We start from the raw sequence: 13,301 nt of genomic DNA, 5'->3' as shown, positions 1-13,301 counted from the left end.
GGCGGCAGTGTCATCGTGGCCGTCGAACGGCGACCGACGAAGGCCGTCACCCCGGCTCCCGCCGAGTCCCTACAACGAGCACCCTCTCAGGGCCCGCATCAAGGAGTGTTCACCAGTGACCTTCGACCCGGTGGCCGTCGGCCGAGCCGAATGCGCGGCCTGGGCGGCCTATTACCGGCGGGAGTGGGGGCCGTTCCTGCGAGCGGCCGTCACGATGGTCCGGGCCGGGTTCGGCATGCCGTGGCTCCGGACCCTGCAGGGCGCCTGGCACGTGCTGCGGGCCAACCAGTTATGGGCGCCCTTCCCGGACAACGACGCCGACGGGGCGCGGGCCGCCATGCGCCGGTTCTACCGGCTGGTCGTCCGGTCCGGCTGGGGCGGCTTCGACCCGGCCCGGGCGGCGACGCTGGAGGTCCACTGGTGGCGGGTGCATCGCGAGCACCAGCACGACACGGGCGTCACCGAAGAGCAGCTCGTCGACGCGCTCACCGCGCTCTACGCCTACGTCTACGACCTGCCGCCCGCCGCCGTGCAGCCGGCCGCGGCGCTGCGAGTCCAGGCCATGGACGCCTCCGACCGCTGGGTCACCGCCGGCTGCACCCTGGCCGACCCGCTCCTGGCCCAGGAGCGCCGGCTCCTGGTCGCCTCGTTCAGCGCCTTGCGGGACGCGGTCGACCGCCGCTGACCCTCCCCCCCACCTCCTCTCGGGGCTCCGCCCCGCTCGCGGCTTCGTCCTCCGCGGCCTCCCTGACCCCCCCTCGCTGCTCCGCCCTCCGCCCTCCGCCCCGCTGAAGTTGATCATGGCGTTCTCTGCTCACCCCGGTCCACTGAACTCCGGCTCGGCCGAGACAACTCCGCGGGTGTGCACTCCACTCCACGTCGATGCGGAGTTCAGAACCCCACGGTGGAGTTGTCTCGCCGCAGCCGGAGTCGAGCCGGCCGGTGTCGCCGAGGGGCGTGGCGCGGCGTGGCGCAGCTCAACGCACGGGGCGGAGCGCGATCAGGCGTGGCGCGGCTCGGCTCGGCGGAGCCGGAGCAGCGGCCGGCGGCGAAAGCAAGCGCCACTCAACTCCACCCCGACACAGACAACTCCGCCAGTGTGCGCTCCATTCCACCTCGACGCGGAGCTCAGAACCCCATGGTGGAGTTGTCTCGCCGCAGCCGGAGTAGAGCCGGCCGGTGTCGCCGAGGGGCGTGACGCAGCGCGACGCAGCTCAACGCACGCGGCGGAGCGCGATCAGGCGCGGCTCGGCTCGGCTCGGCGCGGCGGAGCGGAGCCGGAGCAGCGGCCGGCGGCGAAACTCGCCACTCAACTCCACCCCGACACAGACAACTCCACGAGTGTGCGCTCCACTCCACGTCGACGCGGAGTTCAGAACCCCACGGTGGAGTCGACTCGCCGCAGCCGGAGTAGAGCCGAGGAGCGCCGGCCCCGCCCAGACAGGGAAGGCGTCGCCGAACGCCGAGCCGACCGGATTTGTCCCCATGCCCCGCATCCATCCACATTCGGGCAACGGCGCTGGCCCGGCGGGACGCGAGCGGGCACCGTCGCCGAGATGAGCCTCGCCCACATCGATCCCATCCATGACCCCAACCATGACCCGATCCATGGGTGGTCTCAGCCGGCGCCGCTGATCCGACGTTCCGACCTGGTCGACGGCGGGGCCGATCCGGATGACATCAAGCGCCGCCTCGCTCGGGGCGAATGGACCCGGGTGCGACGCGGGATCTACGTGCCGACGGACGACCTGCGACATCTGACCCCAGTTAAGTCCACCAGAGTGGTGTACGACCACTGATCGACCTTGACCCCCTGACCAGGCAGGTCGGGGCGTGTCGGTCCCGGGACGAGGACGGCCACCGCGTGAGGCTTCGAAGGACCTCTCACAGTCTGTCGAAGGAGACATCACGCGATGACCACTGCGCAGCCTAACGACCCCACGACCATGGTCGGCGACATGCTCGCGTCGGCGAGCCCGGACCTGCTCCGCTCGATGCTGTCCACGTTCATTCAGACGCTGATGGGCGCCGAGGCCGACGCCCTGTGCGGCGCCGGCTACGGAGAACGCAGCCCGGACCGGGTCAACTCCCGCAACGGGTACCGGCACCGGGACTTCGACACCCGGGTCGGCACCCTGGACGTCGCGGTGCCGAAACTGCGGTCCGGGTCTTACTTCCCGGACTGGCTGCTGGAACGGCGGACCCGCGCCGAACGCGCCCTGGTCTCCGTCGTCGCGACCTCGTACCTGCTCGGGGTCTCGACCCGGCGGGTGGAGAAGCTGGTCCAGGCGCTGGGCGTGACGTCGCTGTCCAAGTCGCAGGTGTCGGTGATGGCCCGCGACCTGGACGAGCAGGTCGAGGCGTTCCGCACCCGGCCGCTGGACCAGGGCCCGTACACGTTCCTCGCGGCCGACGCGCTGGTCCTCAAGGTCCGCGAGGGCGGCCGGGTCGTGCAGGTCCACGCCCTGCTCGCGACCGGCGTCAACGGTGACGGGCACCGCGAGATCCTCGGGGTGGACGTGACCAGCCGCGAGGACGGCGCCGGCTGGTTGGCGTTCCTGCGTGGCCTGGTCGCCCGCGGCCTGACCGGTGTCAAGCTGGTGACCAGCGACGCGCACAGCGGCTTGGTCGCCGCGATCGGCGCGGCCCTGCCGGGCGCCTCCTGGCAGCGCTGCCGCACCCATTACGCGGTGAACCTGATGTCGATTACCCCCAAGAGCAGCTGGCCGTGGGTGCGGACCATGCTGCACTCGATCTACGACCAGGTCGACGCCAAAGCCGTGGCCGCCCAGTTCGACCGGGTCATCGACACGCTCGCCGAGAAGCTGCCCGCGGTCGCTGACCACCTCGACCAGGCCCGCGCCGACCTGCTCGCGTTCACCGCGTTCCCGAAGGAGATCTGGCGGCAGATCTGGTCCAACAATCCGCAGGAACGGCTCAACAAGGAGATCCGCCGCCGGACCGACGTCGTCGGGATCTTCCCCGATCGGGGCGCCCTCATTCGCCTCGTCGGCGCTGTCCTGGCCGAGCAACACGACGAGTGGACCGAGGGCCGCCGCTACCTCGGCATCGAGGTACTGGCCCGATCCCAAGCCGTAGGCACGCACGACCCTAAGGAGAACACCGCGAACAACGCCCCAGCGATCACCACCGCCGCCTGACCAAAGAAGAATCACCGGCGGCCGACCTCGTAACGCACACCACTCAGCTGGGCTTGACCCTGACCCCACGGGAACGCCACCTGCTGGCCATCGACGCGGCCCTGCTGCAGGCGAACGAGCGGTCAGTGCTCAGTCACCGGTCGGCGGCGTACCGGCATGGCATCGACCTCCGGCAGCCGCCGCCCGGCGCGGTGGAGGTCACGAACCCGGACGGCCATGCCGGTCATCGGCGCGCCGGGCTGCACACCTACTGCGCCGTCCTGGAGCCGGACGAGATCGTCATGATGGGACGGCATCGGGTGACCTCCGTCGCGCGGACCCTGGTCGACCTGGGGCGCAGCCGGCCGTTCGAGGAGGCCGTCGTGGCTACGGACCACGCCCTGGTCCGAGCGCTGGTGACCCGAGCCGAGCTGACCACGGCGGTCGCGCGGGCGAGCCGGCGGCCGGGCGTCTGCGCCGCCGATCGGGCGGTCCGGTTCGCCGACGGTCGGGCCGGCAGCGTCGGCGAGTCCGCCAGCCGGGTGCTGATCGACCAGCAGTCGTTGCCCAGACCGGAGCTGCAGCTGGCGATTCATGGGCGGGGCGGGCAGGTCTTTGCCCACTGCGACTTCGGCTGGCCCGAGCACCGGACGGTCGGCGAGTTCGACGGCGCGCATAAGTACGGCCGGCTGCTGCGGCCCGGCGAGCCACCGGGCGACCGGATCTTCGCCGAGAAGGTCCGCGAGGACAAGATCCGAGAGCTGGGCTGGCACGTCGTCCGCTGGACCTGGTCGGACCTCAGCGACCCACGCGCTCTCGCCGACCGGATCCGCCGGGCCTTCGACGTCGGCGCTGCGCAACACCAGGCCCGCCGCTGACGGAGCGCTGCTGACCGTGCGCCCACCGGACCGCTCATGACTCCGCCTCGGGCGAGGCAACTCCACGCCGGGGTTCTTCACTCCACGTCGACGTGGAGTACCGAACACTGTCGCGGAGGAGAGACCACCGTCGCGGAGTAAAGAGCACCGTGGCGGAGTAAAGCCGAGGTCAGCAAGAGCCGCCACCGCCGAGTCGAGCTGGAGCCCGCTCAGGCCTCGACCGGCCGCCCGCCGCGGGCCAGCACGGACTCCGGGGGCACCCCGAGGAACGAGGGGGCGGGTTCGGGGGTGGCGTAACCGGCGCGGTCCTGCGGGGCGGAGGCGGCCACGGCGCGGATGTCGGCCCACGCGCGCAGGGCGTCGATCTGCTCGGACTGGGTGACCGACAGCGGGACGGTGTTGCCGATCTCGTGCCGCAGGTCGTCCCGGGTCAGCGCGCGCCGTTCGTTGAACGCGTCGAAGCAGGCGGAGATCACCACCTGCTCGATCTCGGCGCCGGAGAAGCCCTCGGTCAGAGCGACCAGCTCGTCCAGCAGCGCGTCGTCGACGGCCAGCGCACCCAGCGCCGGGCCGGCCTTGAGCCGGGCCTTCAGGTGCAGGCCGAAGATGACCTTGCGCTCGGCGTCGGTCGGCAGGTCGATGAAAAAGATCTCGTCGAAGCGGCCCTTGCGCATCATCTCCGGCGGCAGCAGCCCGATCTGGTTGGCGGTGGCAATGACGAACACCGCCGCCGTCTTCTCCTGCATCCAGGACAGGAAGGTGCCGAACACCCGGGCCGAGGTGCCGCTGTCGCCCTGACCGGAGGCACCGGAGGCAAAGCCCTTCTCGATCTCGTCGATCCACAGCACGCACGGCGCGATCGCCTCCGCGGTGCGCAGTGCGGTGCGCATGTTCTGCTCGGACGCACCGACCAGGCCACCGAAGACGCGGCCGATGTCCAGCCGGACCAGCGGCAGTGACCAGGCCGACGCCATCGCCTTGGCCGTCATCGATTTGCCGCAGCCGGGCACTCCGGTGACCAGCACACCCTTGGGCGCCGGCAGACCGTAGGCGGCGGCCTCGTCCAGCCAGGCGCCGTTGCGCTTGCGCAACCAGGTCTTGAGGTTCTCCAGGCCGCCGATGTCGTCCAGGCCGATCGAGGACCGCACGACCTCCAGCACCCCGGACTTGGCGACGATCTGCCGTTTCTCCTCCTGCACCAGCACGATGTCGTCGTCGGTGAGCCGGCCGTCGTCGACCATGGCCCGGGCGAAGGCGTTCTCGGCCTCGAACGCGGTCAGCCCCAGGGCCGCCTTGGCCAGCCGCTCGGCGCCGTCCGGGCCCAGAGCCAGGGTCAGCGCGCCGGCGGCCGTGTTGCGGCTGATCATCCCGTCCAGGGTGGAGCGGATCTGCGCCTCGGTGGGCAGCGGGAACTCCAGCAGGGTGACCAGCGATTCCAGGTCCGGCGGGATCCGCGGGGTCGGCGAGATCATGATCAGCGTCCGCGGCACCGGACCGTCCTTGTAGAACCGGACGGTGTCCTTGATCTGCCGCACCAGCTGGGTGTCGGCCGGCGTCGAGGACGAGCCCATCCACGGGTGCAGATCCAGCAGGATCACCACGCTGGGCATGGTCAGCGCGGCGGCCGCGGTGAGCGCGGCGTGCGGGGTCCGGGTCTCGGCGTTGCCGGGCTGGCCCAGGGCGGCGAAGCCGTTGGCCGTCGACCACGTGTACACCTGGCGGGCCGGCGCGATCTGGGTGCGGTTGCCGACGACGGCGGCGATCTCGGCCAGCACCCGCGACTCCTCCGCGGTCTGGATGGACAGCAGCGGGAACCGGGCCCGGATCAGCCGCCGCAGATTCGTTGCGAAGTCGTCGGGCACGGGTGCTCCCCTGGTCGTGGCCGGCCGCCGATCCAGCCGCCGGCGCCGCACCGGCTACTGTACGAGGGCGACCGGGGCCCCGTTCCGGTCACCGTTGGAACGCCGGGCACGGAGGATTCGAATGGCCAAGCAGGCGCCGCCGAGCATCAACCGGCCCACCTTCGAATACTTCACCTACAAGGGCCCACATCGGGTGGCCGTCGGCGATCTGGCCCCGGCCGGGCTGCCCGGCCTGGTGTTCACCCCGTCCTCCGGCCGCCGGCTGCCCATCGTGGCGTTGGGCCACGGCTGGTTGCAGTCGGCCGACAAGTACGCCGACACCATGCGTTACCTGGCCTCCTGGGGCATCATCGTCGTCGCTCCGAACACCCACCGGAGCCTGTTCTCCTCGCACCAGGGCCTGGCCCTGGACCTGTCCCGGGCGCTGCGGATGGTCGCCTACGGCGAGCTCGGCGGCGGCCGGGTGCGCGGCGATCTGCGCCGGCTCGGGGTCCTGGGGCACTCGACCGGCGGCGGCGCGGCGGTGCTGGCCGCGGCCAAGGACCCGCAGATCCGGGCGGTCGTCACCGTCACCGCCGCGGAGACCAGGCCGTCCGCGGTCGAGGCGGCCGGTCGGGTCGACGCACCCAGCCTGCACCTGATCGGTGCGCAGGACGATTGGGCCGAGTCCGACGGCGCACGGATCGCGCAGTCCTGGGGTGGTCCGACGCAGCTGCGGCGGGTCAAGGGGTCCGGACACCTGGGCCTGGCCGAGGGGTCGAGCTTCGTCAACAACATCCTGGGCGCCGACTCGGACAAGAAGGTCCAGCACGCGACCCGGATCCTGGCGTCGGCGTTCTTCATCCGGCACCTGACCGATGCACCGCAGCTGGCCGATCAGATGGAGAGCAAGGTTTCGGGCACCACGTTGCTCGATCCCAACGACCCGGATCTGACCCCGCCGGTGGACGCCGGCGATCTCGTCACCGCCGCGATGCTCTGACCGGAACCGGGTCAGGGCGCTTCGCTGATCAAAGCCGCGCCGAAGCGGACACCCGGGCCAGGGCGACGCGGGAAAGATCAGCGAACCGGCCCGCCGCGCGGCGAGGCGGCCAGGTCAGACGGTCAGGTCAGACGGCGGCGACGACCTTGGCCACGCGCTCCGCGGCGGCTTGAGCGATCTCGTCGGTGCCGGCCTCGACCATCACACGGACCAGCGGCTCGGTGCCGGACGGGCGCAGCAGCAACCGGCCCTCGTCACCGAGTTCGGCGGTCACTTGCGCGACGATGCTCTGGACCTCTTCGGACGCGGCCACGGCCACCTTGTCCGAGACCCGGACGTTGATCAGCACCTGCGGGTAGCGGACGACGACCGAGGCCAGTTCGGCCAGGGGGCGGCCGGTCTCGGCGACCATGGCCATCAGGTGCAGGGCGGTCAGCAGCCCGTCGCCGGTGGTGGCGTGCTCGGCCAGGATGAGGTGTCCGGACTGCTCGCCGCCCAGTGAGAAGCCGCCGGCGTTCATGTCCTCCAGGACGTACCGGTCCCCCACCGCGGTGGTGCGCACGGTGATCCCGGCCTGGTTCATCGCCCGGTGGAAACCGATGTTGGCCATCACGGTGGCCACGACGGTGTCGCCGGCCAGCCGGCCGCGGTCGCGCAGCGCGATGGCCAGCAGGGCCAGGATGACGTCCCCGTCGACGACGGTCCCGTCGGCGGCCACGGCCAGGCAACGGTCGGCGTCGCCGTCGTGGGCGATGCCCATGTCGGCACCTTCGGCGATGACGGCATCGCGCAGGCCGGACAGGTAGGTCGAACCCACCCCGGCGTTGATGTTCAGCCCGTCCGGGCTGCCACCGATGACGATGACCTCGGCACCCGCCCGGCGGTAGACCTCGGGGGCGAACTGGGAGGCGGCGCCGTGGGCGCAGTCGACGACGACCCGCAGACCGCGCAGCGGGTTCGGAGTGGCGACCAGCAGGTGATCGAGATAACGACGGCCGGCGTCGGGGGCCAGGGTGATCCGGCCCACGCCCTCACCGGTGGGCAGCGGCGCGAGGGCGTCCATCCGGCGCTCGATGGAGTCCTCGACGGAGTCCTCGAGCTTGCGGCCACCGGCGGCGAAGATCTTGATGCCGTTGTCGGGCATCGCGTTGTGCGAGGCGGAGATGACCACGCCCATGTCGGCGTCCAGGTCGGCGGTGAGGAAGGCGACCGCGGGCGTCGGCAGGACGCCCAGCAGGACCACGTCGGCGCCGGCCGAGGCCAGGCCGGCGGCCACCGCCGCCTCCAGCATCTCGCCGCTGGCCCGGGGGTCGCGGCCGACCACGGCCAGCGGGCGGACCGGGCTCTGCGACCGGTCCCGCCGCGGCGCCGCCGACCGGAACGGACCGGTGTCGGACGCCGTCCCCGCGGAACTGCCGAGTTCTTGGGCGGCAGCCGTGGCCAGACGCAACGCCAACTCGGGCGTCAGGTCGGCGTTGGCCAGCCCACGGACACCATCGGTGCCGAACAGCCGCCCCACGAAATCAGCGCTTCGAGTACTGGGGAGCCTTGCGGGCCTTCTTCAGGCCGTACTTCTTGCGCTCGGTGGCCCGGGCGTCCCGGGTCAGGAAGCCGGCCTTCTTCAGCGCCGGGCGGTCGGTCTCGTCCACCTCGATCAGGGCGCGGGCGATGGCCAGGCGCAGCGCGCCGGCCTGGCCGGTGACGCCGCCACCGTGCAGGCGGGCGATGACGTCGTAGATCTCCGCCTTCTCGACGGTGACCAGCGGCTCCTTGATCAGCTGCTGGTGCACCTTGTTCGGGAAGTAGCTGTCCAGCGGACGGCCGTTGAGGGTGAACTCGCCGGTGCCTGGGAGCAGGCGGATGCGGACGATGGCCTCCTTGCGGCGGCCGACGGTCTGCACCGGACGATCCATCGGCACGGCGACCACGGCCGGGGCCGCGGCCGGAGCGTCCGCCGTGTCTTCGAGGGTCTCGTCGATCTCGATGACGACCTCGTCGGGCAGTTCGTAGTCGAATTCCTCGACGACGGTTTCGGGGTTCTCGCTCACGTGCAGACTCTCTCGCTGTTCTGGGGTAGGACCTGGGCCGACGCCGGCTGGCGGGGGCGGCGACTGGTTACTGGGCGACCTGGGTGATCTCGTACGGCTGCGGCTTCTGCGCGGCGTGCGGGTGCTCCGCGCCGGGGTAGACCTTCAGCTTGCGGGCCAGGGAGCGGCCCAGGGTGTTGTGCGGGAGCATGCCCACGATCGCCTTCTCCACCAGCCGCTCCGGCCGGGTGTCCAGCAGCTGCCCAACGGTCTGGCTGCGCAGCCCGCCCGGGTAGCCGGAGTGCCGGTACAGCAGCTTGGCGTCACGCTTGTTGCCGCTGACCGCGACCTTCGACGCGTTGATGATCACCACGAAATCGCCGGTGTCGGCGTGCGGGGCGTAGATCGGCTTGTGCTTGCCACGCAGCAGCTGTGCGGCCTGGCTGGCCAGGCGGCCCAGCACGACGTCGGTCGCGTCGATGACGTGCCAGTCGTGGGTCACATCGCCAGGCTTGGGGCTGTACGTGCGCACGGTGATGCCTCTTCGTTGTCGTCCAGTTGCTCAGGTCCAGGGGCGGCTGCCCCCTTGTCGATGCCGTCGGCATGAGCTCGATCCACCCGGGTTCCACCGAGAAGTTCCAGCTCCGGGCTGACGAGTCCGGCAGCGACGCGCACACGCGATCACCGCCACACGCAGCCGCGCGGCACACGGCTGTCCAGAGTACTCCCCCGGCGCGGTCAAGGTCAAAATCGCCGATCGGGGTGCTAGGGACTGCCCCGCCGACCGTACCTGCCTTCAGCCGTCCTGCGGACCGGGCGGCGAATCGGCCGGCGAATCGGGGGGCGAATCGGGCGGCTGGGCCAGCCACTGCTGCGCGTCCTGCAGCGCGGCCAGCGTGGACCGGCCGAGCACCTCGGTGGCCGGGAAGACGGCGATCTTGCGACGCACCTCGGCCTGCTGGCTGCGTTCGAACCGGTCCACCATCGCCGGGTCGAGCCCGGACAGGTAGAGCCGGCCGCCGGCGGCGGCCAGCTCGTCGGCGTAGCCGGCGACGACGCCGAAGAACGTCGAGCCCAACGAGCCCCGCCCGCGCAACCGCAGGATCACCACCGGCCGGCTCGACCCGTACGGCTTGGGCAGCCGCGCCCCGAGGGTCTTGGCCCCCGCGTAGAGCAGGCTGCCGTAGACGTCCAGGACGACCGGTTGCGCGTCCGGCAGCACCGTGGGGGCGGCCCGCTCCACGAACTGCCCCTGCACCGGCACCAGGCGCACCAGGTGGAAGTCGCGTTGTTCCTTGTTCAGCTGCAGCACCAGCGAGCAGATCACGCCGACCGCGACCGCGGCCGCGATCGGCAGCGCCAGGGTGGACACGAACGTCACCGTCATCGCGATCTTGCCGGTGGTGCTGGTCTTCCAGACGACCGCGATCACCGCCGGTTTGATCGTCATCAACGCGGCGAAGATCAGCACCGCGGACAGCGTGGGCAGCGGCACCATCTCCACCCACCGGGCCAGCGCGACCAGGATCACCAGCATCCACAGCCCGCCGAAGACGGCCGACCACCGGCTGCGGGCCCCGGCGGCCATGTTGATCGCCGTGGTGCTCACCGACCCGCCGACCGGGATGCCGTGGAACAGGCCGGCGACCAGGTTGCCGGCGCCCTGGCCGATGAAGTCGCGGTTGGTCGACGAGGGCGAGCCGTCCGGGTTGGGCGCGGACTCGGCCACCCCGGCCCCCTGCACCAGGATGATCGCGGCGATCGCGGCCGCCCCGGCCATCAGGTCCACGTTGAGCAGGGTGGGCCAGGGCGGCAGGGTGATGGGCGGGAACCCGGTGGGGATCGCCCCGATGTCCAGCACGGTCCGCACGTCGTCCAGGCCGGCCAGGGCCACCACCGCGGTGGTCACCACCACCGCGATCAGGGTGCCGAACAGCCGCAGCGGGGTGCGTCCGAGCAGCATCATCGCGGCCAGCGCGCCCACCCCGACCAGGGCCGAGGCGACGGTGATCTCGTGCAGGTTGGCCGCCACGTAGTACGCCTTCTGCACGGCCACCCCGGGGTCGGGCTCCACCCCGACCAGACCCGGCAGCTGGCCGAAGATGATGTTGACCGCGATCCCGGTGAGGAACCCGACCATCACCGACCTTGAGACGAACCGGATGTAGCGGCCCAGCCGCAGCAGGCCGACCGCGATCAGCAGGATGCCTACGAACAGGGTCAGCGCGATCACCGCGCCGGCCCGCTCGTCGGGGGCGACGTCCTCGAGCACCGAGCCGGCGGCCAGCGCCGCGGCCGTCACCACCATCAGCGAGGTGCTGCTGAACAGCCCGCCGCCAATCTTGCCGGCGAAGGAGGAGTAGAGGCCGAAGGCCGGGTTCACCCCGACCAGCAGGGCCATGGCCATGCCGTCGGGCACCGAGGCGATGGCGTTGGAGACGCCGGCGATGGCGTCCGCGCGCAGGTCCCGCGGTCGCGGCCGCACCGAGGCCAGCCACCCGGTCACCGAACGGCGCAGCCGGACCGGGATCGGCGCCGGCGCGGGCCGCGGAGTCGGATCCACCACCTCGTCGGCGAAGGCCAGATCATGGTCGATCGGCCGGTCCGGGGCGGCCCCGGCGGGTCCCCCGGCCGGGGTCCACGCGGGTCCGGGCAGCTCGGGTTCTTCAGTCACGTCGACCCCATTTCGCGCACTCGGGGGCACCGTAGAGCGCCGCGGGGGCGATTGGCATCGCCCCAGCCGGGCAGGATCGCCGGCGCCGTCGATTCGCGGGCGCTCAGAGCGAGCGCACGGCCCGGGTGTCGTGGGCCCGGCGGGCCAGTTCGGCGGGGGGCGGATAGTCCACCCCGACCAGGCTCAGGCCGTGCGCCGGCGCCACGGCGAACGCCGAGGTCCGCTCGCCGGCGGCCAGCAACTCGGCCGGCCGGGCGGTGGGCATTCGCAGCTCGCCCACGGCCAGCAGCGAGCCGACCAGGGCCCGGACCATCGAGTGGCAGAACGCGTCGGCGACGACGTCGATCCGCACCTCGTCACCGGCCCGGGTCACGGTCAGCTTCTGCAGGTCACGGATGGTGGTCGCCCCCTCCCGAGGGCGGCAGAAGGCGTGGAAGTCGTGCAGGCCGACCAGCGCCTGGGCGGCCAAGGTCATCGCCTCGACGTCGAGCGTGCGCCGGCGGGCGTAGACGAACCGGCGGTCCGCCGGCTCGACACCCCATTCGGCGGTGCCGATCCGGTAGCGGTAGCGGCGGCGCAGCGCGGAGAACCGGGCGTCGAAGCCCTCCGGCGCGGCTAGCACGGCCCGCACCCGCACGTCCGGCGGCAGCAGCCCGCCGAGCCGGCGCAGCAGGCCCAGGCGGCCGGCCCGCTCGGGGTCGGGGTGATCGGCCCGGTCCCGGGGGATGACGGTCAGCAGGGCCGCCTGGGGCAGGTCGACGTGGGCCACCTGGCCGGCCGCGTGCACGCCGGCGTCGGTGCGGCCGGCCACGACCAGCCGGACCGGGGTGCGCACGATGGTGGTCAGGGCGCTGGTCAGCTCGCCGGCCACCGTGCGCAGCCCGGGCTGGATCGCCCAGCCGGCGAAATCGGTGCCGTCGTAGCTGATGTCCAGGCGCAGGCGACGCTCGGGCATCGGCTCCGGATTCTTCTCGGGAACGGGAACGACCCCGTGCCGCAGCCGGTCGGGCCGGTGCGTCACGGGGTCGTCCGCGGGCGTGCGAGGCGAGGTACTACTTGGCCGTCTCGTCGTCGGCGCCCTCGGCCGGGGCCTCGTCGGCCGCCTCGACGGCCTGGACCGAACCGCTCTCGCGGTCGCCGGCATCCTCGGCGGTCTGAGCCGCCTCGGTCACCTCGGCGCCTTCGGCCGGCGCCTCGGTGGCCGCGTCGACGACCTGGTCCGACGCACTTTCGCGGTCCGGAGCGTCCTCGGCGGCGGCCGCGCCACCGGCGGCGGCGGACGCGGCGACCCGAGCGGCGCGGTCACCGCGGTTGGCCGACGAACGGATCACCCGGGAGGCGGCCGCGGACACGGTCTCCTCGCCGACCAGCTCGATGATCGCCATGGGGGCGTTGTCGCCCTTGCGCGGGGCGGTCTTGATGATCCGGGTGTAGCCACCGGTGCGGGTCTCGAAGGACGGGCCGATCTCGGCGAACAGCTTGTGCACCACGTCCTTGTCGCGGACGACCTTCATGACCTCACGCCGGGCGTGCAGGGTGCCGACCTTGGCCTTGGTGAGCAGCTTCTCGGCGTACGGGCGCAACCGCTTGGCCTTGGCCTCGGTGGTGGTGATCTTGCCGTGCTCGAACAGCTGGGTGGCCAGGTTGGCCAGGATCAGCCGCTCGTGGGCCGGCGATCCGCCGAGACGGGGACCCTTGGGGGGCGTGGGCATCGCGTTGTCCTTCTTTCGTGGTCCGC

At 72.0% G+C, this 13,301-nt stretch carries 12 protein-coding genes; 5 read left to right on the top strand and 7 right to left on the bottom strand.

The window, feature by feature from the left end:
• Positions 1 to 115: 115 nt before the first annotated feature.
• The 4 genes from NAMU_RS05910 (at position 116) to NAMU_RS05895 (ending at position 4,018) form a co-directional block, all read left to right on the top strand.
• Positions 116 to 685, top strand: coding sequence for a hypothetical protein (locus tag NAMU_RS05910; RefSeq protein WP_015746505.1), 570 nt, complete (start codon positions 116 to 118; stop codon positions 683 to 685).
• An 871-nt stretch (positions 686 to 1,556) separates the two neighbouring features.
• Positions 1,557 to 1,799 carry a type IV toxin-antitoxin system AbiEi family antitoxin domain-containing protein gene (locus NAMU_RS05905; protein ID WP_015746504.1) on the top strand — a complete coding sequence of 81 codons (243 nt, stop codon included), beginning with the start codon at positions 1,557 to 1,559 and terminating at the stop codon, positions 1,797 to 1,799.
• Between the two features lie 114 nt (positions 1,800 to 1,913).
• Entirely contained in the window at positions 1,914 to 3,161 is a 1,248-nt protein-coding gene (locus NAMU_RS05900) for an IS256 family transposase (RefSeq protein ID WP_015746503.1), read from the top strand.
• A 53-nt stretch (positions 3,162 to 3,214) separates the two neighbouring features.
• Positions 3,215 to 4,018: a hypothetical protein gene (locus NAMU_RS05895; protein ID WP_015746502.1), complete on the top strand. Its 804-nt coding sequence runs from the start codon at positions 3,215 to 3,217 to the stop codon at positions 4,016 to 4,018.
• A gap of 209 nt (positions 4,019 to 4,227) precedes the next feature.
• Here the strand turns inward: NAMU_RS05895 and NAMU_RS05890 are convergent, their stop codons facing one another.
• Positions 4,228 to 5,880 carry an AAA family ATPase gene (locus NAMU_RS05890; protein ID WP_015746501.1) on the bottom strand — a complete coding sequence of 551 codons (1,653 nt, stop codon included), beginning with the start codon at positions 5,878 to 5,880 and terminating at the stop codon, positions 4,228 to 4,230.
• 121 nt (positions 5,881 to 6,001) lie between these two features.
• On the opposite strand from NAMU_RS05890, the gene NAMU_RS05885 reads away from it, so the two are divergent.
• Positions 6,002 to 6,862: a dienelactone hydrolase family protein gene (locus tag NAMU_RS05885; protein ID WP_015746500.1), complete on the top strand. Its 861-nt coding sequence runs from the start codon at positions 6,002 to 6,004 to the stop codon at positions 6,860 to 6,862.
• A 127-nt stretch (positions 6,863 to 6,989) separates the two neighbouring features.
• Here NAMU_RS05885 and glmM read toward each other — a convergent pair whose 3' ends face one another.
• The 6 genes from glmM to rplQ all read right to left on the bottom strand — a co-directional run bounded on the left by glmM (position 6,990) and on the right by rplQ (position 13,275).
• Positions 6,990 to 8,381: a phosphoglucosamine mutase gene (gene glmM, locus NAMU_RS05880; RefSeq protein ID WP_015746499.1), complete on the bottom strand. Its 1,392-nt coding sequence runs from the start codon at positions 8,379 to 8,381 to the stop codon at positions 6,990 to 6,992.
• Between the two features lie 4 nt (positions 8,382 to 8,385).
• A complete protein-coding gene (gene rpsI / locus NAMU_RS05875) occupies positions 8,386 to 8,910 on the bottom strand; it encodes a 30S ribosomal protein S9 (RefSeq protein ID WP_015746498.1) in 525 nt (174 codons plus the stop codon).
• 67 nt (positions 8,911 to 8,977) lie between these two features.
• Positions 8,978 to 9,421, bottom strand: coding sequence for a 50S ribosomal protein L13 (gene rplM, locus NAMU_RS05870; protein WP_015746497.1), 444 nt, complete (start codon positions 9,419 to 9,421; stop codon positions 8,978 to 8,980).
• A 264-nt stretch (positions 9,422 to 9,685) separates the two neighbouring features.
• The gene (locus tag NAMU_RS05865; RefSeq protein ID WP_015746496.1) at positions 9,686 to 11,563 is read right to left on the bottom strand and encodes a SulP family inorganic anion transporter; all 1,878 of its coding nucleotides are present in this window, start codon (positions 11,561 to 11,563) and stop codon (positions 9,686 to 9,688) included.
• Between the two features lie 103 nt (positions 11,564 to 11,666).
• Positions 11,667 to 12,518 (bottom strand): tRNA pseudouridine(38-40) synthase TruA, encoded by an 852-nt coding sequence (truA, locus tag NAMU_RS05860; RefSeq protein ID WP_407669229.1) that lies wholly within the window; start codon positions 12,516 to 12,518, stop codon positions 11,667 to 11,669.
• 97 nt (positions 12,519 to 12,615) lie between these two features.
• Entirely contained in the window at positions 12,616 to 13,275 is a 660-nt protein-coding gene (rplQ, locus tag NAMU_RS31695; RefSeq protein WP_015746494.1) for a 50S ribosomal protein L17, read from the bottom strand.
• Positions 13,276 to 13,301 lie beyond the last annotated feature (26 nt).

Origin of the sequence: Nakamurella multipartita DSM 44233, assembly GCF_000024365.1 — a bacterium.
Taxonomy (GTDB): Bacteria; Actinomycetota; Actinomycetes; order Mycobacteriales; family Nakamurellaceae; genus Nakamurella; species Nakamurella multipartita.
The sequence above is the reverse complement of the archived record's forward strand: the minus strand, read 5'-3'. Positions and strand labels throughout refer to the sequence as shown.

Excerpts from the sequence above, each read along its gene's own strand:
- NAMU_RS05905 (WP_015746504.1), top strand. The coding sequence starts at position 1,557 with ATGAGCCTCGCCCACATCGATCCCATCCATGACCCCAACCATGACCCG.
- NAMU_RS05900 (WP_015746503.1), top strand. The coding sequence starts at position 1,914 with ATGACCACTGCGCAGCCTAACGACCCCACGACCATGGTCGGCGACATG.
- NAMU_RS05885 (WP_015746500.1), top strand. The coding sequence starts at position 6,002 with ATGGCCAAGCAGGCGCCGCCGAGCATCAACCGGCCCACCTTCGAATAC.
- truA (WP_407669229.1), bottom strand. The coding sequence starts at position 12,518 with ATGCCCGAGCGTCGCCTGCGCCTGGACATCAGCTACGACGGCACCGAT.
- rplQ (WP_015746494.1), bottom strand. The coding sequence starts at position 13,275 with ATGCCCACGCCCCCCAAGGGTCCCCGTCTCGGCGGATCGCCGGCCCAC.